At 42.2% G+C, this 22170-nt stretch carries 25 protein-coding genes and 1 tRNA gene; 24 read left to right on the top strand and 2 right to left on the bottom strand.

What is annotated here, in order from left to right; all coding sequences use genetic code 11:
• Window positions 1-78 precede the first annotated feature (78 nt).
• Window positions 79-426: a DUF3397 domain-containing protein gene (locus tag HMPREF9380_RS02875; protein WP_002897148.1), complete on the bottom strand. Its 348-nt coding sequence runs from the start codon at window positions 424-426 to the stop codon at window positions 79-81.
• A gap of 151 nt (window positions 427-577) precedes the next feature.
• On the opposite strand from HMPREF9380_RS02875, the gene rplK reads away from it, so the two are divergent.
• From rplK to HMPREF9380_RS02915, 8 genes are all read left to right on the top strand, one after another.
• Complete coding sequence (rplK, locus tag HMPREF9380_RS02880; RefSeq protein ID WP_002894851.1) at window positions 578-1003, top strand: 50S ribosomal protein L11; 426 nt, start codon at window positions 578-580, stop codon at window positions 1001-1003.
• Window positions 1004-1104: 101 nt separating this feature from the next.
• The gene (gene rplA, locus HMPREF9380_RS02885) at window positions 1105-1794 is read left to right on the top strand and encodes a 50S ribosomal protein L1 (RefSeq protein ID WP_002894855.1); all 690 of its coding nucleotides are present in this window, start codon (window positions 1105-1107) and stop codon (window positions 1792-1794) included.
• A gap of 129 nt (window positions 1795-1923) precedes the next feature.
• The gene (locus HMPREF9380_RS02890) at window positions 1924-3375 is read left to right on the top strand and encodes an APC family permease (RefSeq protein ID WP_004192951.1); all 1452 of its coding nucleotides are present in this window, start codon (window positions 1924-1926) and stop codon (window positions 3373-3375) included.
• Between the two features lie 190 nt (window positions 3376-3565).
• Window positions 3566-4291 carry a UMP kinase gene (gene pyrH, locus HMPREF9380_RS02895; protein WP_002894857.1) on the top strand — a complete coding sequence of 242 codons (726 nt, stop codon included), beginning with the start codon at window positions 3566-3568 and terminating at the stop codon, window positions 4289-4291.
• Window positions 4292-4310: 19 nt separating this feature from the next.
• Window positions 4311-4868 (top strand): ribosome recycling factor, encoded by a 558-nt coding sequence (gene frr, locus HMPREF9380_RS02900; protein ID WP_002894858.1) that lies wholly within the window; start codon window positions 4311-4313, stop codon window positions 4866-4868.
• A 104-nt stretch (window positions 4869-4972) separates the two neighbouring features.
• On the top strand, window positions 4973-5827 hold the full coding sequence (gene cvfB, locus HMPREF9380_RS02905) for an RNA-binding virulence regulatory protein CvfB (RefSeq protein ID WP_004192949.1): 855 nt from the start codon (window positions 4973-4975) through the stop codon (window positions 5825-5827).
• 68 nt (window positions 5828-5895) lie between these two features.
• Window positions 5896-6111 (top strand): YozE family protein, encoded by a 216-nt coding sequence (locus HMPREF9380_RS02910; protein WP_002894860.1) that lies wholly within the window; start codon window positions 5896-5898, stop codon window positions 6109-6111.
• Between the two features lie 90 nt (window positions 6112-6201).
• Window positions 6202-7191, top strand: a complete 990-nt coding sequence (locus HMPREF9380_RS02915) for a PhoH family protein (protein WP_032907651.1) — start codon at window positions 6202-6204, stop codon at window positions 7189-7191.
• 66 nt (window positions 7192-7257) lie between these two features.
• Here the strand turns inward: HMPREF9380_RS02915 and ald are convergent, their stop codons facing one another.
• Window positions 7258-8370 carry an alanine dehydrogenase gene (ald, locus tag HMPREF9380_RS02920; protein WP_004192945.1) on the bottom strand — a complete coding sequence of 371 codons (1113 nt, stop codon included), beginning with the start codon at window positions 8368-8370 and terminating at the stop codon, window positions 7258-7260.
• 130 nt (window positions 8371-8500) lie between these two features.
• On the opposite strand from ald, the gene HMPREF9380_RS02925 reads away from it, so the two are divergent.
• From HMPREF9380_RS02925 to HMPREF9380_RS02995, 16 genes are all read left to right on the top strand, one after another.
• Window positions 8501-9070, top strand: coding sequence for a GNAT family N-acetyltransferase (locus HMPREF9380_RS02925; RefSeq protein WP_004192941.1), 570 nt, complete (start codon window positions 8501-8503; stop codon window positions 9068-9070).
• A gap of 48 nt (window positions 9071-9118) precedes the next feature.
• Window positions 9119-9191: transfer RNA gene (locus tag HMPREF9380_RS02930), tRNA-Thr, on the top strand.
• Window positions 9192-9415: 224 nt separating this feature from the next.
• Window positions 9416-9913 carry an rRNA maturation RNase YbeY gene (gene ybeY / locus HMPREF9380_RS02935; RefSeq protein ID WP_004192940.1) on the top strand — a complete coding sequence of 166 codons (498 nt, stop codon included), beginning with the start codon at window positions 9416-9418 and terminating at the stop codon, window positions 9911-9913.
• On the top strand, window positions 9894-10292 hold the full coding sequence (locus tag HMPREF9380_RS02940; protein WP_002894866.1) for a diacylglycerol kinase family protein: 399 nt from the start codon (window positions 9894-9896) through the stop codon (window positions 10290-10292). The genes ybeY and HMPREF9380_RS02940 overlap by 20 nt, the downstream gene beginning before the upstream one ends.
• A 66-nt stretch (window positions 10293-10358) precedes the next feature.
• Complete coding sequence (gene era, locus HMPREF9380_RS02945; protein ID WP_002894867.1) at window positions 10359-11258, top strand: GTPase Era; 900 nt, start codon at window positions 10359-10361, stop codon at window positions 11256-11258.
• 57 nt (window positions 11259-11315) lie between these two features.
• On the top strand, window positions 11316-13397 hold the full coding sequence (locus HMPREF9380_RS02950; protein WP_004192937.1) for an HsdM family class I SAM-dependent methyltransferase: 2082 nt from the start codon (window positions 11316-11318) through the stop codon (window positions 13395-13397).
• Window positions 13385-14566, top strand: coding sequence for a restriction endonuclease subunit S (locus tag HMPREF9380_RS02955; RefSeq protein WP_004192936.1), 1182 nt, complete (start codon window positions 13385-13387; stop codon window positions 14564-14566). The genes HMPREF9380_RS02950 and HMPREF9380_RS02955 overlap by 13 nt, the downstream gene beginning before the upstream one ends.
• 11 nt (window positions 14567-14577) lie before the next feature.
• A complete protein-coding gene (locus HMPREF9380_RS02960; RefSeq protein WP_004192935.1) occupies window positions 14578-15087 on the top strand; it encodes a restriction endonuclease subunit S in 510 nt (169 codons plus the stop codon).
• Between the two features lie 12 nt (window positions 15088-15099).
• Window positions 15100-15924, top strand: coding sequence for a DNA-formamidopyrimidine glycosylase (gene mutM / locus HMPREF9380_RS02965; RefSeq protein WP_004192934.1), 825 nt, complete (start codon window positions 15100-15102; stop codon window positions 15922-15924).
• 5 nt (window positions 15925-15929) lie between these two features.
• The gene (coaE, locus tag HMPREF9380_RS12055; RefSeq protein ID WP_004192933.1) at window positions 15930-16526 is read left to right on the top strand and encodes a dephospho-CoA kinase; all 597 of its coding nucleotides are present in this window, start codon (window positions 15930-15932) and stop codon (window positions 16524-16526) included.
• Window positions 16527-16529: 3 nt separating this feature from the next.
• Window positions 16530-17732 carry a multidrug efflux MFS transporter gene (locus HMPREF9380_RS12050; RefSeq protein WP_328270746.1) on the top strand — a complete coding sequence of 401 codons (1203 nt, stop codon included), beginning with the start codon at window positions 16530-16532 and terminating at the stop codon, window positions 17730-17732.
• Window positions 17732-17881, top strand: coding sequence for a 50S ribosomal protein L33 (gene rpmG, locus HMPREF9380_RS11565; protein WP_072074309.1), 150 nt, complete (start codon window positions 17732-17734; stop codon window positions 17879-17881). Before HMPREF9380_RS12050 ends, rpmG begins: the two co-directional genes overlap by 1 nt.
• 42 nt (window positions 17882-17923) lie before the next feature.
• On the top strand, window positions 17924-18157 hold the full coding sequence (gene secG, locus HMPREF9380_RS02980) for a preprotein translocase subunit SecG (RefSeq protein WP_002894878.1): 234 nt from the start codon (window positions 17924-17926) through the stop codon (window positions 18155-18157).
• Window positions 18158-18246: 89 nt separating this feature from the next.
• Complete coding sequence (gene rnr, locus HMPREF9380_RS02985) at window positions 18247-20595, top strand: ribonuclease R (protein WP_004192931.1); 2349 nt, start codon at window positions 18247-18249, stop codon at window positions 20593-20595.
• The gene (gene smpB, locus HMPREF9380_RS02990) at window positions 20558-21025 is read left to right on the top strand and encodes an SsrA-binding protein SmpB (RefSeq protein WP_002894882.1); all 468 of its coding nucleotides are present in this window, start codon (window positions 20558-20560) and stop codon (window positions 21023-21025) included. Before rnr ends, smpB begins: the two co-directional genes overlap by 38 nt.
• 174 nt (window positions 21026-21199) lie before the next feature.
• A complete protein-coding gene (locus HMPREF9380_RS02995) occupies window positions 21200-22162 on the top strand; it encodes a hypothetical protein (RefSeq protein WP_032907820.1) in 963 nt (320 codons plus the stop codon).
• Window positions 22163-22170: the final 8 nt, after the last annotated feature.

The raw sequence follows: 22170 nt of genomic DNA, 5'->3' as shown, positions 1-22170 counted from the left end.
GCAAAAGAAGGACTTGTAAGTCCCGCATATGAAAACCCCATCGGCTAACTCGTGACCGATGGGGTTTATTTTACATTATTACAAAAAGAGACCGATGACCATGGCTAGGTACATGAAGAAGGTCAGAAGAAATCCAGCCCGCCAGAAGAACTTGAAAAACTTGGGATAGTAGAAGCTCCTTTTTTTCTTGAGAAAATAGATGGTGATGGCGATAGCGAGAACTGATAGAGCTAGGGTCAGCTGGGGCAGCAAGCTATGATAGTAGGCCTTGTCTGAAATGATATAAAATTCTACAACAAAAAGCGGAAAAGCCAAGTCCGCAAAGTTTAAACCGTATTTTCTTAATTGAAAAACTCGCACTGTAATAGTGGTTAAAATCAATGTTAAAAAGATAAATAAAATCGAAGCAATCTTTAATAGTGTCATAAGATTATTTTACCACAAAAAATTCAAAAAAGAAGATAAAATTCCTTGCATTTAACAAAGTTTAGTGTATAATAGAAAGGTATGCAAAAAGCATACTTGTGGGAGGTAAAAATCTTTATTTACCGCCAAAACCACAAAGGAGGATTTAAAAATGGCTAAAAAAGTCGAAAAACTTGTAAAATTGCAAATCCCTGCTGGTAAAGCTACTCCAGCTCCACCAGTTGGTCCTGCGCTTGGTCAAGCCGGTATCAACATCATGGGATTCACTAAGGAGTTCAACGCTCGTACAGCTGATCAAGCTGGTATGATTATTCCAGTTGTTATCTCAGTATACGAAGACAAATCATTCACTTTCGTGACTAAGACTCCGCCAGCTGCTGTTCTTTTGAAGAAAGCTGCAGGTGTTGAAAAAGGTTCTGGTGAGCCAAACAAAACGAAAGTTGCAACAGTTACTCGTGCGCAAGTACAAGAAATTGCTGAAACTAAGATGCCAGATTTGAACGCTGCAAACATCGAGTCTGCAATGCGTATGATTGAAGGTACTGCTCGTTCTATGGGATTCACTGTTGTTGACTAATCAATAACGTTCATCCCATTTGCCCGCACTACACTTGATCAGATTGACGAGTGACGTGGGAGATGAAAATCGATTGAACCACTTACAAGGAGAAAGATAAAATGGCTAAAAAAAGCAAACAACTTCGTGCTGCTCTTGAAAAAATCGACAGCACAAAAGCATACAGCGTAGAAGAAGCTGTAGCACTTGCAAAAGAAACTAACTTTGCAAAATTCGATGCAACTGTAGAAGTTGCTTACAACTTGAACATCGACGTTAAAAAAGCTGACCAACAAATCCGTGGCGCAATGGTATTGCCAAACGGAACTGGTAAAACTTCACGCGTTCTTGTTTTCGCACGTGGTGCTAAAGCTGAAGAAGCAAAAGCTGCTGGTGCAGACTTCGTTGGTGAAGATGACCTCGTTGCAAAAATCAACGACGGTTGGTTGGACTTTGACGTAGTAATCGCTACACCTGACATGATGGCACTTGTAGGTCGCCTTGGACGTGTCCTTGGACCTCGTAACTTGATGCCAAACCCTAAGACTGGTACTGTAACAATGGACGTTGCAAAAGCAGTTGAAGAGTCTAAAGGTGGTAAGATTACTTACCGTGCAGACCGTGCAGGTAACGTACAAGCTATCATTGGTAAAGTTTCATTTGAAGCTGACAAGTTGGTTGAAAACTTCAAAGCTTTCAACGACACAATCCAAAAAGCGAAACCAGCTACTGCTAAAGGTACTTACGTAACTAACCTAACTATCACTACTACACAAGGTGTTGGTATCAAGGTTGACGTAAACTCACTTTAAGAATTAAATTGAACTGCCTTCGGGTAGTTCTTTTTTTGAAATAAAATTGATGATAGCGATTACAAACTCATAGAAACATGTTATAATAATATCGAATCAATTTATTTTATAACAAAAGGAGACGGTGTCATGAAAAAAGATCAGAACCAGCTAACCTGGCTGATGGTATCTCTGATTGCTTTTAATATGGTCTGGGGTCTGGGAAATGTGGTTAATAACTATTCCCAGCAGGGTATTTCGGTAATTGTTTCTTGGATTCTTATCCTGGCTATTTACTTTATTCCCTATGCTCTCATCGTGGGGCAGCTAGGCTCGACTTTTAAGGAGAGCGGAGGCGGTGTCAGTGACTGGGTGGAAAAGACCTCTACCAAGCGGCTGGCGTATTTTGCGGCCTGGACTTACTGGGTGGTGCATATTCCCTATCTGGCTCAGAAGCCGCAGGGAGTTTTGATTCCGCTGGGCTGGGCTCTTCAGGGAAATGGCGACTTTTTGAGCAGTCTTGATATTCATTGGATTGTTATTCTTAGCTTACTGATTTTTGGTGCCTTTCTATACTTGTCAACCAAGGGACTGTCAACGCTTAAGGTGATTGGGGGCTTGGCAGGAAGTGCTATGCTGATTATGTCTTTCCTCTTCGTCCTCTTAGCGGTCGGGGCTCCTTTTATCAAACCTGATATGCAGTTTGCGACGGCCAATATGGATAAGCTTAGCACATATATTCCTAACTTTGATTTTTCTTATTTCACGACTATCTCCCTCTTAGTCTTTGCGGTCGGCGGAGCTGAGAAAATATCGCCTTACGTTAATCAAACACGCAATCCAGCCAAGGAATTTCCAAAGGGGATGATTGTCATGGCTGTCATGGTTGGTGCATCTGCTATCCTAGGCTCTATTGCTATGGGAATGCTTTTTGACGGCAGCAATATTCCTGAAGACCTGATGAGAAATGGTGCTTATCAAGCCTTCCAAAAGCTGGGTAACTATTGGGGAGTGGGCAATGTACTAGTAGTCATCTATGCCCTGACCAATATGGTTGGACAGATTGCAGCACTGGCTTTCTCTATTGACGCACCTCTGCAAATCATGCTCAATAATGCCGATGAAGAGTTTGTCCCAAGCTGGCTGCGCAAGCGGACATCAAAAGGTGTCCTCATTAACGGTTACATCCTGACTGGGATTTTAGTTAGCCTCTTGATTATTCTGCCTATCTTTGGAATCAAAGAAATTGACGGCCTGGTCAAATGGATGACAAATCTCAACTCCATCGTTATGCCTATGCGTTATCTCTGGGTATTCCTGGCCTACATGATGTTGAACAAGGCCTGGAAGAAGTACAAGGATGCCGAGTACAAGTTTACCAAGAATCCCAAAGTTGGCTTTGCCATCGGAGCTTGGTGCTTCCTCTTTACAGCCTTTGCCTGCATTTTAGGAATGGTTCCGAAAGTGGACTTTGCCAAAGACCCAGCTGGCTGGCAATTCTCTCTCTTGACAAATATCCTGACGCCAATCGTCCTAATCAGTCTGGGTGTTATCCTGCCGCTCTTAGCTAAGCGGGAAAAGAAACAGTCGCTCAAGCAGTGAGTAGACCTTGTAAAAGATGATTGAAATATTCATTCCCAGTCCTATCTGATGATGGGGCTGGTTTTTCTGTGAAATGAGCTTGCCTGCTCTGCTATTTTACTAAAAGGAAAAAAGAAAAATTTCAGTGATTTAACTATATAAAAATCACAAAATGTGGTAAAATAGTACAGATAAAATAAGGAGTAAAAAAATGGTAGAACCTAAGTATAAGCGTATTTTGATTAAGTTGTCGGGTGAAGCTCTTGCCGGTGAAAAAGGCGTTGGTATTGATATTCAGACTGTTCAGAAGATGGCGGAAGAAATCAAAGAAGTTCATGATTTGGGAGTTCAAATTGCTCTGGTTATCGGAGGCGGAAACCTTTGGCGGGGTGAGCCGGCAGCAGAAGCAGGCATGGACCGCGTGCAGGCCGACTATACTGGTATGTTGGGCACTGTCATGAATGCGCTGGTAATGGCGGATTCGCTGCAGCAAGTCGGTGTAGATACGCGCGTGCAGACTGCGATTGCTATGCAGCAGGTAGCTGAGCCTTACATCCGAGGTCGGGCCCTTCGTCATCTGGAAAAAGGCCGTATAGTCATTTTCGGTGCAGGTATTGGTTCTCCTTATTTTTCAACCGATACAACCGCTGCCTTGCGCTCAGCAGAGATTGAAGCAGATGCGATTCTCATGGCCAAAAATGGCGTGGATGGTGTTTATAATGCCGATCCTAAGAAAGACAAGACCGCCGTTAAGTTTGATGAACTGACCCACCGGGATGTCATCAGTAAGGGACTGCGAATTATGGACTCAACGGCTTCGACCCTGTCTATGGACAATGACATTGACTTGGTTGTCTTTAACATGAATGAGCCAGGTAATATCAAACGTGTTGTTATCGGTGAGCAAATCGGAACAACAGTATCAAATAATTTATAAGAACGGAGATTAGAAACTCATGGCAAATGCAATTGTAGAAAAAGCAAAAGAAAGAATGACCCACTCGCACCAAAGTCTGGCTCGTGAATTTGGCAGCATCCGTGCAGGCCGCGCCAATGCCAGCCTTTTGGACCGCATCCATGTGGAGTACTATGGAGTAGAAACTCCGCTCAACCAAATCGCTTCGATTACGATTCCGGAAGCGCGTGTTCTCTTGGTGACACCATTTGACAAGTCTTCTATCAAGGATATTGAGCGTGCGCTTAATGCTTCTGACCTTGGGATTACGCCAGCCAGCGATGGCTCTGTGATTCGTCTGGTCATTCCAGCCCTGACAGAGGAAACTCGCCGTGATTTGGCTAAAGAAGTGAAAAAGGTCGGTGAAAATGCTAAAGTTGCTATCCGTAACATCCGCCGCGATGCGATGGACGAAGCTAAGAAGCAGGAAAAAGCCAAAGAAATCACTGAAGATGAATTGAAGACCTTGGAAAAGGATATTCAAAAAGTAACGGACGATGCTGTCAAACATATTGATGAGATGACAGCAAACAAAGAAAAAGAACTTTTAGAAGTTTAACATTTTTATCAGAATCAAAACTCAGTTGGCTTTGGCTGACTGAGTTGTTTTAACATCAAAAATCCTTGCCTGGTTTGAAGAAGCAAGGTAGAAAATAGGTCTATATGAATACAAATCTTGCCAGCTTCATCGTGGGTATCATCACGGATGAAAATGATCGTTTTTACTTTGTTCAAAAGGATGGTCAGTTTTACGCTCTTTCTAAGGAAGAGGGGGCGCATGAGCTGGGTCAGTCTGTCAAAGGCTTTGCCTACAGCGATATGAAGCAGAAGCTTCGCCTGACAACTCTTGAAGTTACAGCTACTCAAGACCAGTTTGGCTGGGGAACAGTAACGGAGGTCCGAAAGGATCTAGGTGTCTTTGTCGATACCGGTCTGCCGGACAAGCAAATTGTCGTGTCACTAGACATCTTGCCAGAAATCAAGGAACTCTGGCCTAAAAAGGGTGATCGCCTTTATATCCGTCTAGATGTGGACAAGAAAGACCGCATCTGGGGTCAGTTGGCCTATCAAGAGGATTTCCAGCGTCTGGCTCGTCCTGCCTACAATAACATGCAGAACCAAAACTGGCCAGCCATCGTTTATCGGCTCAAGCTTTCTGGTACCTTTGTTTACCTGCCAGAGAATAATATGCTGGGCTTCATTCATCCGAGTGAGCGCTATGCAGAGCCACGTTTGGGGCAGGTCTTAGATGCACGGGTGATTGGCTTCCGTGAAGTAGACCGCACGCTTAACCTCTCGCTTAAGCCCCGTTCCTTTGAAATGTTGGAAAACGATGCCCAGATGATTCTGACCTATCTGGAGAGCAATGGCGGTTTTATGACTTTGAACGATAAATCTTCACCAGACGACATCAAGGCTACCTTTGGAATTTCCAAAGGCCAGTTTAAAAAAGCTCTAGGTGGGCTGATGAAAGCTGGTAAAATCAAGCAGGACCCGACCGGAACGGAGTTGGTGTGAGGATAAAGAGTCGTGTATCTAGAGCTGATGCTTATAGAAATACGATTTTAAAGAAATGAAAGGAACCTATGAGAAAATCTTTTTACAGCTGGCTGATGACAGAGCGCAATCCTAAGAGCAAGGAGCCCAAGGCTATTTTAGCGGATTTGGCTTTTCAGGATACTGCCTTTCCCAAGCATACGGATGATTTTGATGAGGTCAGTCGATTTCTAGAGGAGCATGCAAATTTTTCCTTTAACTTGGGCGAGTTCGATGCTATTTGGGAAGAGTATCAGGCACATTGAGTGGATAGTGGCTAGGGATAGTCATTTTCTGCTTGCTTTGATATAATAAAGGTAATTCATTCAATAAATTAAAATAGAGAGGTTCTTTATTTGCAGGAACATTCAGTAGAATTGAAACTGGGCCATCCAGATGATGCCTTTCATCTCTTTGGCTCTAATGAACGCCATCTGCGCTTGATGGAACAGGAATTAAAGGTCACCATCCATGCCCGAACCGAGATTGTGCAGATTTTAGGTACGGAGGCTGCCTGCGAGGAGACTCGACAGGTCGTTCAGGCTCTGTTGGTCTTGGTCAATCGTGGCATGACCATCGGTACTCCCGATGTTGTGACAGCCATTACTATGGTCAAAAATGATGAAATTGATAAGTTTGTAGCTCTTTACGAAGAAGAGATTATCAAGGACAGCTATGGCAAGCCAATTCGGGTCAAGACATTGGGTCAGAAAATCTATGTGGACAGTGTTAAAAATCATGATATCGTCTTTGGGATCGGACCAGCTGGAACAGGGAAGACTTTTCTGGCGGTGACCTTGGCGGTGACAGCTCTCAAGCGTGGACAGGTCAAACGAATCATTCTGACACGGCCAGCGGTAGAAGCTGGTGAGAGTTTGGGCTTTTTGCCTGGTGACCTTAAGGAAAAGGTGGATCCTTATCTGCGTCCGGTCTATGATGCCTTGTATCAGATTTTGGGCAAGGACCAGACAACGCGCCTTATGGAGCGAGAAATCATTGAGATTGCTCCCCTAGCCTATATGCGGGGGCGGACTTTGGATGATGCTTTTGTAATTCTGGACGAGGCACAGAATACCACCATCATGCAGATGAAGATGTTTCTGACACGCCTCGGTTTCCAGTCCAAGATGATTGTCAATGGAGACATCAGCCAGATTGACCTGCCTCGCAATGTTAAATCAGGACTCATTGATGCTCAGGAGAAATTGAAGAACATCTCCCAGATCGATTTTGTGCATTTCTCAGCTAAGGATGTCGTTCGTCATCCAGTGGTGGCGGAGATTATCCGAGCTTATGAACCAACTCCTGTTAGAGAGGCTGCAACTGAGCCAGAAGAAATGGAATAACATACGAAAAGAGCAGATTTATTTCTGCTCTTTTTGTGCGATTGATTTTAAAGTCGAAATGTTCGACTAAACGAGTTCGTCAATAGATGTGTAGTCCTTGTTGAGGCCTTCTGAAACTGGCAGGCTGGTGATATGACCTTGGTAAGTCGTTACACCTTGGCGCAGTCCTTGGTCATCTGCAATGGCTTGTTTGAAGCCTTTCTCTGCCAAGGCTTCAATATAAGGAAGGGTGACATTGGTCAAGGCAATAGTAGAAGTGCGGGCTACGGCACCTGGGATATTAGCAACTGCATAGTGGAGGACACCATGTTTTTCGTAAACAGGCTCGGTGTGAGTCGTTACGCGGTCAGCAGTTTCAATGACACCGCCTTGGTCAACAGCTACGTCTACAATGACAGAGCCTGGACGCATTTGCTTAACCATATCGTCTGTCACTAATTTTGGAGCCTTTGCACCAGGAATGAGGACGGCACCGATCACGACATCTGCTTCTCGAACGCTAGCTTCGATATTGAACGGATTAGACATAAGGGTCTGGATTTGATGACCGAAGACATCTTCTAGGACAGACAGGCGCTTAGCGCTGATATCCAAAATAGTCACTTGAGCACCGAGTCCTAGAGCAATACGAGCGGCATGAGTACCTACGACACCGCCACCAATGATGGTAACTTTCCCTTTCGGAACGCCCGGTACACCACCAAGAAGTACGCCAGATCCGCCTTCACGCTTAGTCAGGAAGTGGGCTCCGATTTGGACTGCCATCCGTCCAGCTACCTCACTCATAGGTACCAAGAGTGGCAGTTGTCCATCTTGATCGCGGACAGTTTCGTACGCCAGACCAGTCGTCTTGGCACTAGTCATAGCATCTGCTAGTTCAGGAGCGGCAGCCATGTGCAGGTAGGTAAAGAGCAAGAGGTCATCGCGGAGGAATCCGTATTCAGCTGCCAGAGGTTCTTTGACCTTGACCACTAGCTCGGCTGCCCACGCTTCTGCAGCAGTAGGGACGATTTTTGCACCTTGCTTTTGGTAGTCTGCATCTGTAAAACCAGATCCCAGCCCAGCATTTGTCTCAATCAGAACTTCATGGCCTTTACCAACGAGGCTATGAACACCAGCTGGTGTCAGAGCGACACGATTTTCATTGTTTTTGATTTCTTTTGGAATACCGATTAACATAAAAAATATGCTCCTTTTTTAAGATGTTTTTATTGTATATGAAAACGCTTCAAAAATCAAGAAAAAATCGGAGAGGTTTGCTTTCATTAGTGAATTGTGCTATTCTGTTAAGAAAAAATAGGAGGCCCCGATGGAAAATATCTATGTCAAACTGGCTCGTCATACCAGACTGGAAACTGAGCGGTTGATTCTGCGTCCAGTGACCTTGGAAGATGCCCCAGCGATGTTTGAGTACGCTTCGGATGAGGAAAATACTCGCTATACCTTTGAGACTAACAAAAGCCTGGAAGAAACACGCAATAATATCGCTCTCTTTTATCTGGCCAATCCTCTGGGGCGCTGGGGAATAGAAATGAAGGAAAGCGGCAAATTCATCGGGACTATTGACCTGCATAAGATCAGGCTGGACTTGAAAACGGCAGCTATCGGCTATGTAATCAATAAAAAATACTGGAATCAGGGTTATATGACAGAGGCTAATCGCTCAGTCATCAAGCTGGCTTTTGAGGAAGTCGGAATGAATAAACTTGTAGCGCTGCACGATGTGGACAATCCGGCATCTGGCCGGGTTATGGTCAAGTCTGGTATGAAATATTCCCACGAAGAGCCTTATGCATCACTAGATAAACATGATAAAGGGCGTATTGTGACACGGGTTCATTACTATCTGACTAGGGAAGATTATTTTGCAAAAAAATGAGAAAGGATATTGACAAGCACCTATCTACATGATATATTAGATAGGTACGCTGATTTAGCTCAGTTGGCAGAGCGCATCCATGGTAAGGATGAGGTCGCCGGTTCGATCCCGGCAATTAGCATCTTGTAGGACAAGGTTGGGGTTTCCCAGCCTTTTCTTTTTGTCAGTTATAGCAAATAGTGAAAGGCAAAGTTTCGGGAAGGTATAAAATAAAAATAGCTGCTTTTGTCTTTGCGGTGAGTGGTTGACAAATCTGCTCTGCTATTTTCCAAAACCCTGCCCTCGGCTCCCTAAAGTGAGTCAAAATATGATATAATAAGGTAATACTAGCAAAGCGGGTAAGATATGTATATCGAAATGGTAGATGAGACGGGTCAGGTTTCAGAAGAGATTCTTAAACAGACTCAGGAAATTTTGGAGTTTGCAGCCCAGAAAACGGGCAAGGAAAAGAAGGAAATGGCTGTGACTTTTGTCAGCAATGAGCGCAGTCATGAACTCAACTTGGAATATAGAGATACGGATCGGCCGACGGATGTGATCAGCTTGGAGTATAAGCCTGAGTTGGACATCGCTGTTGACGAGGAAGATTTGCTGGACCACCCTGAGCTAGCTGAGATGCTGGAAGATTTTGACGCCTATATCGGCGAGCTGTTCATTTCAGTGGACAAGGCGCATGAGCAGGCTGAAGAATACGGCCACAGCTTTGAGCGGGAGATGGGCTTTTTGGCAGTGCATGGTTTTCTGCATATCAACGGCTATGATCACTATACGCCGGAAGAAGAAGCAGAAATGTTTGGTTTACAGGAAGAAATTTTAACTGCTTATGGACTCACAAGGAAATAACAAACGCAAATGGAAAAATCGAGATGTGGTCTCGAGTCTGGAATTTGCTTTAACCGGTATTTTTACAGCCTTTAAAGAGGAGCGCAACCTGCGCAAGCATGTTCTTTCGGCTCTGGCGGTGATAGTTGCGGGACTGATTTTTGACTTGTCCGCTATAGAATGGCTCTTTCTCTTTTTGAGCATTTTTCTGGTCATTGCCTTTGAGATTGTCAATTCTGCCATTGAAAATGTCGTGGATCTGGCCAGTGATTACCACTTTTCTATGCGGGCAAAGAATGCCAAGGATATGGCGGCAGGAGCTGTTCTAGTCGTGTCTGGCTTTGCTGTTGTGACAGGGCTGATTATTTTTGTTCCCAAGATTTGGGATTGGATTTTTTAAAGATTTGAAAATCGGGGGAGACTGCCGATTTTCTGCTATTTTAATGGAAATAATAGAGGTAAAATAATGACTTTTAAATCAGGTTTTGTAGCTATTTTAGGACGTCCCAATGTTGGGAAATCAACCTTTTTGAATCATGTTATGGGGCAAAAAATTGCCATCATGAGTGATAAGGCTCAGACCACTCGCAATAAAATTATGGGGATTTACACGACGGATAAGGAGCAGATTGTCTTTATCGATACGCCGGGAATCCATAAGCCTAAGACGGCTCTAGGCGATTTTATGGTGGAAGCAGCTTACAGCACCCTGCGTGAGGTGGATACCGTCCTCTTCATGGTGCCGGCTGATGAGCCGCGTGGCAAGGGCGATGACATGATTATCGAACGACTGAAAGCGGCTAAAGTACCAGTTATTTTGGTAGTTAATAAGATTGATAAAGTCCATCCGGATCAGCTTTTAGCGCAAATTGATGATTTTCGTCAGCAGATGGACTTCAAAGAAATCGTGCCGATTTCAGCCCTGCAAGGCAATAATGTGTCCCATCTGATTGATATTCTCAGTGAGAATCTGGAGGAAGGCTTCCAGTATTTCCCAGAAGACCAGATTACCGACCATCCGGAGCGCTTTCTGGTGTCAGAGATGATTCGGGAAAAGGTTTTGATGCTGACGCGGGAGGAAATTCCCCACTCAGTCGCGGTGGTTGTTGACAGTATGAAGCGAGACGAGGAGACGGACAAGGTCCATATCCGAGCGACTATCATGGTGGAGCGTGACAGCCAAAAAGGCATTATCATCGGTAAAGGCGGTTCCATGCTGAAGAAAATCGGATCCATGGCTCGGCGCGATATTGAGCTCATGCTTGGGGACAAGGTCTTCCTAGAAACCTGGGTCAAGGTCAAGAAAAACTGGCGGGACAAGAAGCTGGACTTGGCGGATTTTGGCTATAATAAGAAGGAGTACTAAAAAACTCTTTTAAAAGAGTTTTTAATGTAAACAAAAAATAGAGAGAAGGCAATCACGATGTCAGAGCAGTTAATTCAAAATAGTATTTATTCGACACCAGTAATATTTGATAAATATGAATGTTATAGTATTGGTGCAACAACCGTTAATAATTTGATGAAATCAAATATTATTAAGAATGTAAATCTAAAGAGAAGTCTTGGGAATAAAAAACCAGATGTTTTAATTCTAGATGATAATAAGAACGTAATTATATATGTTGAGCAAAAGATACCAAGTAAATTTAAGAGTGCTAAGGATATTGAAGGTGCGATTAAACAAGAGATAGAGGTCGCTAAAGCTTTGGGTGCACTTATTTATATTGTAAGCGACGGTGATTCTTTTATCTGGGTTAATCCTAAAACCGGGGAAAAGATTTTAGATGAGAATGGAAATGAAATTAATTTAGCAATAAAGCCAAAAGAAAATGGCAAACAAATTGTCAAGTTCATTAACGATATTTCATTATCTATTTCTGAAACAAATAATCAGATATTGAAAAAGGAATTTTTGGATCCTACTGATTTAGCTCAAAAGATTAATAGAATTTTAAAAAATTTAACTTTTGCATCAGCAAAGATGTCTTTATATACTTTTGTTGAGTTGTTTCTCTTTAAATATTTATCAGATATTGGTGTTTTAAATGGAGAAAATAGTTTTGAATACATTGTTTCTTTATATGAAATGGAAGGATATTCTACCGCCTATGTTTTAGGGAAATACCTAGAAGGTGCTAGAAAGACGATGGTTAAATTGTTTCCAAAAGGTATGGATGGGACAAGCATTATCAATGGTAAAGTTTTTCATATTGAAAGAGATGAACAAAACGAATTTGTCAGCGTAGATAATACGGATACAGTATTTAAATCTGTTATTTTGGAATTTGAAAAATATGATAAAAAATATGGAAAATTCTTAAATATAAGTAAAGACTTCAAGTCAAAACTGTTTGAAACTTTTATGAAAAATAGTGATGACAAGAGTGATATGGGGCAGTTTTTTACACCATTAAAAATAGTAGACGAAATGGTTTCTATGGTAGATATTTCTGAGGGAATGACTATTTGCGATCCTGCTTGTGGTGTTGGAAAGTTTTTGCTTGAAGCAGTTGAAAAACGTATAGAAGATAGTTATAGCTACTCTAAAGGAAAGTTAACTTCTAAAATTCGATTTTTTGGCTATGACAAGATGATGTCTGAAAAAGACGATATCACAATTATTCTTGCTAAAGCTAATACGTTAATTTATTTTTCTGAATTATTCCAGCAAAATAATAGTTTTAAAGATGTGCAAACAATTGCGAAAATACTATTAAATGATTCATTCTACTTACATAAGAGTATGTTAGGTACTCTGGAAAATCTGGAAGAAAATAGATACGACCTAATTTTAGCAAATCCTCCTTATTATCAAAGTAAGGAAATGTCAGACCTTGCTAAAGCTACGGATATTTATAAGTATGGTGGTAGTGGTGTTGAAGCTCTCTTTTTAGAGTGGATTATGCGTTCCGTAAAACATGGTGGTGTTGCCAATATTGTCTTACCGGATGGTATTTTTTCTAATCATGCAAATAAAAAGTTAAAAGAAAAGTTAAAAGAACTCTTTTTTATTGACGCTTTGATTTCTTTACCAGTCAACGCTTTCTTTAACACACCTAAAAAAACCTACATTTTGACCATTCGTAAGAAAACAGAGAATGAGATTGAAAATAATATCGTACAAGATTATCCTGTTTTTACCTACATTGCAGGTAGTATTGGTGAAACCTTAGATGTTTATCGATTTGATTCTGAAGAAAATGACTTAAAGCAAGCTGTCGTCAAATATAATTTTTATCGCCAATCTCCAGATAGAAATGATTTACAAGAACCAATAAAATCCCACCTTTTAGGTGATTCTAGACTAAAATTACTTCCGATTGAGGAATTAGATAGTAAGAAGAGTTGGATTATTGAAAATTGGTGGTCTGAAGAAGAAAAGATTGCTATTGGTCTAAAAAAAGAAAGACAAGTCGTTTCGATTGATGAATTCCAAGCAATGATTGATGATATGATTTCTCTTATGCAAGATTTCAAGGAGGAGTTGGAATGGTTGAAGTAAGAAGCAAGCGTGTAACACTTTCTGAACTATTTACCAATAAAAGAGGAAATAGTAGGTATACGAAAGCTTATGTTAATAGAAATACTGGTGATTTTGAAGTTTACACTGGTTCAACTAAAACTTCCTTTGGATTTATAGATACATATGAATATGAAACGCCTCATTTAACCTATACAACAGATGGTGAGTATGCCGGAACTCTGGATGTTTTACAAGGTAAATACAATGTTGGGGGACACAGAGCTATTTTAATAAGCAAAGTGGATAACCTATCCTTATCTTATTGCAAATATGTTTTTCAAAGTATATTCTATAATTCTGTAAGACGTGGTGATGTTCCATCATTAGCTTGGTCACAAATCAAAGATATAAGAGTTAGTATTCCTGTTAATGAAGATGGAGAATTTGACCTTAAAAAACAAGAAGAGATTGTCAGAAAGTTTGAAATAATTGAAGCACGCAAAGCAGAATTGTCTGAAAAGATTCAAACAATAAAGTCTGTAGAGGTGGATATTATTTCAGGAGATAATGATAAGACTACTTCAATAAAAGTTGCAGAGTTATTTGACTTAACCATCTCAACAAATTCTTCCAAATTTACCAAGACATTTGTAAAAGAAAATTCAGGTGATATACCAGTTTATGGTGCTAGTAGTGATAACTTACCAAGTTATGGTTATGTGAAAGACAATGCTGTAATTGTGGACAAAGATGGAAAACGTGAATTTCCTGTTCGCTATTTTGAAAACTGCTTGACTTACAATATAGATGGTCTTGCTGGCTATATTTTTTATCACGAGGGTCGCTTTAGTTTGAGTGAGAAAGTACGTCCGTTAGTTATAAAAGAAGAATATGCTAGTAAGGTTAATCCTTTATATTTGAAACAAGTTTTAGAACCAATTTTTCGTTCCCATGTTAAAGGGAGAAAAGGAGAAAATGGTAAAAATGAGTATACAAAGTTAAATACCTCTATGATAAAAAATTTAGAGGTCGTGCTTCCTCTTACCTCTTCAGGAGAAATTGACCTTGAAAAGCAAAATCAGATTGTAAAAAATTCTCAAACAATCCTTGAAATGAAAAATAATATTGAGAAGCAAGGATATCAGTTTATTCAATCGAATCTGGACTTTAATTCGAACGGTGTTCCATATATATATATATATATATAACCTTAGCTGAATTGTTTGATTTGAAACGTGGTTTTAGTAAATATACGAAAAAATATTGCTTGGATAACAATGGAAAGTATCCCGTCTACTCAGCTAATAATTCAGTTCCTCTTGGCTACCGAAATGATTTTGATTTTGATGGTTGTTATGCTACAATCTCTGTCAATGGTATAGCAGGTAAGATAACTTTAATAGATAATAAGTTTTCTTTGAATGCGGATAGAATGATTTTAATTCCTAAACAGGAAAAAACTAACATTGATTATATTGCTTATATTTTAGAACCTCTTTTAAGACAAAAGGTTAAAGGAAGAAGTGGTGAAAATGGTAGAAATGAGTATACCAAAATAGAAAGAAATGTAATTTTGGATACTAAAATTCCTGTACCTTTCAATCGCTTTGGTGAAATTGATTTAGAGATACAAAAGGATATAGTAGAAAAAATTTATAAATTAAAAAATATAAAAACCATCTTAGGAGAAGAAGTAAAAAAATTATTGCAATTTGAATTAAAATTTTAAGAAGGAGGAGCTATGCCTGAGTTACCTGAGGTCGAAACAGTTCGACGTGGTCTTGAGAAATTAATTCTTGGGAAAACCATCCAATCAGTGGAAGTAAAGTATCCTAAGATGATTCAGATGGATCTGGATGCTTTTCGTCAAGATCTTCTAGGTCAAGAAATTCGGTCTATGCGTCGTCGGGGGAAATATCTACTTTTTTACCTAACTGACAAGGTCTTGATTTCCCATCTGCGAATGGAAGGTAAGTATCTTTTTTATCCTGATGCGGTGCCTGAGCGCAAGCATGCCCATGTCTTTTTCGAAATGACGGATGGTGGGACGCTTGTTTATGAGGATGTTCGCAAGTTTGGGACCATGGAGCTATTGAGAAAGGATCAGCTGGAGTCTTATTTTGCTGCCAGAAAGCTTGGTCCTGAGCCGACAGAGGCGGACTTTCTTTTGGAGCCTTTTGCAGCAGCTTTGGGTCGTTCCAAGAAGCCTATAAAACCCTATTTGCTGGAGCAGACTTTGGTCGTTGGACTGGGCAATATCTATGTAGATGAGGCCCTTTGGCGGGCGCGGATTCATCCGGCAAGGCCGGCAGATAGTCTAAAGCCTGCTGAAGTGAAGCAGCTGCGTGAGCAGATTATAGAAGTTTTGCAGCTCGGGATTGAAAAGAGAGGATCGACCATTCGGACCTACCGCAATGCTCTAGGTGAAGATGGCACGATGCAGGATTTTCTGCAGGTTTATGGAAAGACTGGTCACCCCTGTGCTAGATGCGGCAGCCCGATTGAGAAAATTAAGCTGGGTGGACGCGGTACACATCTCTGTCCTCATTGTCAGAAAACGAGGTAGCTGTCATGGTAAGAATTATCGGTATCACTGGCGGCATTGCCTCGGGTAAGTCAACAGTGACAGAGTTTTTGAGGCAGCAGGGCTACCAGGTCATCGATGCGGATCAGGTAGTGCATGAGCTGCAAGAGCCGGGGGGACGGCTTTATCAAGCTCTTTTAACCGCTTTTGGCTCAGCTATCTTACAGGAAGATGGGCGCTTGGACCGGCCTAAGCTGGGAGCTATGATTTTTGGGAATCCCGAACTCTTGGAGCAATCCAGTCAAATACAAAACCGTATTATTCGCGAGGAACTGGCTGGCAGACGAGGTTTGCTAGCAGAGAAGGAAGATATCTTTTTTATGGATCTTCCCTTGCTGTTTGAGTTACAATATGAGGACTGGTTTGACCAAATCTGGCTGGTGGATGTGACGGAGGAAACTCAGCTCAGTCGTCTTATGTCTCGAAATGCTCTCAGTCAGGAAGAGGCAGAAAAACGTATAGCAGCTCAGCTATCTTTACAAGAAAAACGAAAGAGGGCGGATGTGCTGATAGATAATAATGGCTCGCTTGAAGAAACTCGACAGCAGATTCGCGATGCTTTGCAGAAATTAGAAAGAAGATGATTTATCACGACACAAGTAAATTGGAAACATAACTTGAAAATCGCTTGGTTTGGGAACTTCCTAACAGGTGCCAGCATTTCTCTGGTGACGCCTTTTATGCCACTTTTCGTGGAGCAGCTGGGTGCCAGAGGTCATGAGGTGGAGTATTACGCTGGACTAGGGATTTCACTCTCTGCAATCTCAGCGGCGCTGCTCTCTCCTGTTTGGGGAAGCCTGGCCGATCGGTATGGTCGTAAGCCTATGATGATACGTGCAGCTACTGCCATGGTTTTCACGATGGGCGGCATTGCTTTTGTGCCCAACATTTTCTGGCTCTTGCTCCTACGCTTTCTAAACGGTGTTTTCGCTGGTTATGTTCCCAACAGCACAGCTCTGATTGCCAGTCAGGCTCCCAAGGAAAAAACGGGTTATGCTCTGGGAACTCTCTCGACCGGTGTCGTTGCGGGTAATCTTATGGGGCCATTTATTGGCGGTCTGATTGCGGAGATGTTCGGTATTCGCAATGTCTTTCTTCTGATTGGCGGCTTCTTTCTAGTGGCAGCCTTAATGACCTTTTATTTGATTCGGGAGGATTTTGTGCCAGTGACCCGACAAGAAGAGGTAGGCTTTAGGGAATTGCTGCGCCAACTCAGGTATCCTAAGATGCTGATGAATCTCTTTCTGACCAGCTTTGTTATCCAGTTTGCAGCTCAATCTATCAGCCCTATCCTTGCCCTCTATGTCAGAGAGCTGGGGCAAAAGGACAATCTGATCTTTATTTCGGGTCTTATCGTATCTAGCATGGGACTTTCCAGCATGATGAGCTCCAGTATTCTGGGGCGATTAGGAGACCGTATCGGCAATCACCGGCTTCTGGTGCTGGCTCAGTTCTATTCAATCCTGATTTATCTGCTCTGTGCCAATGCTGGCTCCCCTATGCAGCTAGGCTTTTATCGCTTTTTATTTGGTCTAGGAACAGGGGCGCTGATACCAGGTGTCAATGCTCTGCTAAGTAAGATAACACCCAAATTTGGAATCTCTAGGATTTTCAGCTATAATCAGATTTTCTTTTATCTGGGTGGGGTGGTCGGCCCTATGTCTGGATCGTTCATTGCGGCAGCCTATGGCTATCATTCAGTCTTTTATGCAACAGCAGGGCTAGTTGCTGTCAGTATGCTGGCCAATCTCTTTAGTTTTCGAAATTTATTTAAAAAGAAGGATATCTAGTGCGCGTTAAAATAAATTTAAAATGTTCCAGCTGCGGCAGTCAGAACTATCTGACCAGCAAAAATACTAAAACGCATCCGGAAAAAATTGAGGTCTTAAAGTATTGTCCTAAGGAAAGAAAAGTTACTTTACATCTTGAATCCAAGTAGATTTTATGATAAAATAGATAGGATTTTAAGGAGTTTTTATTTATGTACAACCTATTATTAACCATTTTAGTCATTTTATCAGCTATTATTGTCATTGCAATTTTCATGCAACCAACCAAAAATCAGTCCAGCAACGTCTTTGATGCCAGTGCCAACGACTTGTTTGAACGTCCTAAGGCACGCGGTTTTGAAGCTGTGATGCAGCGTATGACGGGAATCATGATTTTCTTCTGGCTACTGATTGCATTGGTATTAGCAGTATTATCAAGTAAATAAAATGGGCTCTGACTTCGTCTTGGCCTATTTTTTAAGTTTTAAAGAGATTTAGCAAGGATGAAGAAAGAGCTCGTTAAGAGAAGAGGAATATGAAATCAGAAATCATTGAATATTTAAAAGACAGGCAGCAGGCCAGCGTGGATGAGCTGGCGGCTGCTTTGGGGAAAGAGTCTTCCAAGGATTTTAGTAGCTTGGTTAAGACCATCTCCCAGATGGAAAGAAAGCATCAGATTCGTTTTGATGACAAGGGGCGGATTGAGCTTTATGAGAAGAAAAAGCAGGAGCGTCTGACGCTCAAGGGTGTTTTTCATGCCCACAAGAATGGCTTTGGCTTTGTCACCTTGAATGAGGAAGAGGATGACCTCTTTGTCGGCCGTAATGATGTCAATCATGCCATTGATGGCGATACGGTGGAAGTAGTCATTACCAAGGTGGCAGACCGGATCAAGGGAACGTCAGCTGAAGCTAAGATTATTGATATTTTGGAGCACAGCCTGACTTCAGCAGTTGGCCAGCTGGTTTTGGATGAGGAAAAGCCCAAGTACGCGGGCTATATCCGCTCGAAAAATCAGAAAATCAGCCAGCCTATTTATGTCAAAAAACCAGCCATGGTTTTGGATGGCACAGAAGTGCTCAAGGTCGCTATTGACAAATATCCAACCAAGAAACACGATTTCTTCGTGGCTAGTCTGGTCGATGTAGTCGGCCATGTCAACGATCCAGGTATTGATGTACTGGAAGTACTGGAGTCGATGGACATTGTCTCTGAATTTCCAGAAAAAGTCTTGGAAGAGGCCGAGCGAGTTCCGGATGCACCGACAGAGAGTGATTTGGAAGGACGTTTGGACCTGCGTGAAGAGATTACCTTCACCATCGATGGAGCGGATGCCAAGGACTTGGACGATGCGGTTCATATCAAGCGCCTGAAAAATGGTAACTTTGAGCTGGGTGTCCATATCGCAGATGTTTCCTACTATGTCAAAGAAGGATCTGAGCTGGACAAGGAAGCCCTCAATCGGGCGACTTCTGTCTATGTGACCGACCGCGTGGTACCCATGCTGCCAGAGCGCCTGTCCAACGGAATCTGCTCTCTCAATCCCAATGTGGACCGGCTGACCCAGTCGGCTATCATGGAGATAGATGCCAAGGGGCGCGTGGTAAAGCATGCCATCACCCAGACTGTTATCAAGACGACCTTCCGCATGACCTACAGTGATGTCAACGACATCATTGCTGGAAATCAGGAAAAAGCTGAGCAGTTCAAGGCCATTGTGCCCAGTATTGACAGCATGGTCCAGCTGCATGAGATTCTGGAAAGCATGCGCTTTAAACGCGGTGCGCTTAACTTTGATACCAATGAAGCCAAAATCATGGTCAACAAGGAAGGCCGGCCGGTGGATATTGTCCTGCGTCAGCGAGGAATTGCTGAGCGCATGATTGAGTCCTTTATGCTGGTGGCGAATGAGACGGTGGCTGAGCATTTTGCTAAGCTAAATCTGCCTTTCATCTATCGGATCCACGAGGAGCCAAAGGCGGAGAAGGTGCAGAAGTTCATTGACTACGCCTCTAGCTTTGGGATTCGGATATACGGGACGGCTAGCTCTATGAGTCAGCAGGCTCTGCAGGATATTATGGAGGCGGTTAAAGACCAGCCTTATGAAGATGTCCTGTCCATGATGCTTCTGCGCTCCATGCAACAGGCTCGCTACTCTAAGCACAATCACGGCCACTATGGTCTGGCAGCGGAGTTTTATACGCATTTCACAAGTCCGATTCGCCGCTATCCGGACCTTCTGGTTCACCGGATGGTGCGGGATTATGGCAAGTCTAAGGAAATAGCAGAGCATTTTGAGCAAGTGATTCCAGAGATTGCCAGTCAGTCTTCCAGCCGAGAGCGTCGGGCTATCGAGGCCGAGCGTGAAGTCGAAGCTATGAAGAAGGCGGAGTACATGGAAGAATTTGTTGGGGAAGAGTTTGACGGCGTAGTTTCAAGCGTGGTTAAGTTTGGACTCTTCGTAGAGCTGCCTAATACGGTCGAGGGCTTGATTCATGTTACCAACTTGCCAGAGTTTTACAACTACAATGAGCGGACGATGACCCTGCAAGGAGAAAAGTCTGGCGTGGTTTTCAAGGTCGGTCAGCAGATTCGCATCAAGCTGGTCCGAGCAGATAAGGCTACAGGCGAGATTGACTTTGAATACCTGCCTAGTGAATTTGACCTGGTAGAAAAGACTGGTAAGAGTGGCAGAGGCAAGTCAGGTAGAAAGAGACGCCGTGAGGATGACAAGCGCAGCCATTCTTCCAAAGAAAAAGGCAACAGAGATAAGAAAGAGAAGAAGTCCAAGAAAGGCAAGAGCCAGAAGGCATTTTACAAGGAACTAGTCAAGAAAGGAGCCAAGCATGGCAAAGGGAGAAGGAAAGGTCGTCGCGCAAAATAAAAAGGCCAGACACGACTACACCATCGTAGATACCATCGAAGCTGGCATGGTACTGACAGGGACGGAAATCAAGAGCGTCCGCGCTGCTCGTATCAATCTAAAAGACGGCTTTGCCCAGATCAAGAACGGTGAGGCCTGGCTCAGCAATGTGCATATCGCGCCTTATGAAGAGGGCAATATCTGGAACCAAGAGCCTGAGCGCCGCAGAAAGCTGCTGCTGCATAAGAAGCAGATCCAAAAGCTGGAGCAGGAGACCAAGGGAACTGGTATGACGTTGGTGCCGCTTAAGGTCTATCTCAAGGACGGCTATGCCAAGCTCCTCCTAGGTCTAGCCAAAGGGAAGCACGACTACGACAAGCGCGAGTCCATCAAACGCCGCGAGCAAAACCGCGACATCGCAAGACAGATGAAGAACTTTAATACAAGATAAAAGACTGGGCGACCGGTCTTTTTTAGCATTCAACTTTGACTTTTAATTTATGCTATAATGGAAAGGATGAGGTCTGAGGATGACCACTTTTGGGAATGATTGATGAAAAAGCGGAATGACTCTAAGGACTATCAAAATAAATGGCTAGATAAATTAAAAACTGGTGGTAAGCAAATGAAACTCAATAAAAAGTTATTCATGTTTCTTGGAGGACTTCTTCTGACTTTAGTAGTTCTTTTCGCCTTTTTAGTAGGTGGGCGAAAAAAAGAGTATGATAAAGAAGATTATAATGTTGATCAAATAGAGTTGTTCAGTCAAAACAAATATGTATTGGTTACTAGCAAAAATGATGGTTCTTTCAATTATGGACAGAATTATATAACAGATTTCAAGTATAATATTCTTACTGAAGAGGATGGCTTAACGTCGTCTAAAGTTAGTAAAGAGGAATATTTCAAAATCAAGATTTATAATTTGCAGGATCCATCTAAAATAACTAGTAAGGAAGTCAATGTCTACGATTTGTTAGGACAAGAGAATACTTATAGGCTTAAGCAAATTCGTGCACAATTTACAAGGAACGGAAAAGAATTTCTAACTTTTAGTATGCACTCGTATGAAAAAGGGAAACCGGAGAAAATCAAATATTTTATTCTAGCATTGGAGTCAGGAAAAATTGAAAAAGAGATGTCAGAAAAAGAGATTAATCTACTTTTAGATCAGAAGGATACTAGAACTTATATGAGAGGAACAATATATAAGACTATGGATCTTGTAAGAGGTGGAATAGGGGATCAGATTAATAACGCACTATTAAAGTATGGTATGGAGTATGTTCCTGGCTACATAATACCTTCATATAAAATAGGTGATTCTGTAGAAGTTTCAGGTACTAATTTTGCAAAACTTTATCCAGAAATTGCGAAAAAAATGAGAGACATGAATAAAATCTATTTCCGTCCTAATCAGTATAATGAAGAAGAATGGTTTAATGATTTAATTCATTGGTTTGCGCCCGAAGGTCAGGATGTAATGGAACTTTATGCCACAGATGAAACAACTGGAGAAAAAACACAGATTCGATCTTTTAATGATTTCAAGCAGTGGGTTGAAACCCATCCACAAAAAGAAAAATAGAAACGATA

This window comes from Streptococcus sanguinis SK49, assembly GCF_000212815.1.
Classification (GTDB): domain Bacteria; phylum Bacillota; class Bacilli; order Lactobacillales; family Streptococcaceae; genus Streptococcus; species Streptococcus sanguinis_C.
This window is presented reverse-complemented; position numbering and strand designations above follow the sequence as displayed.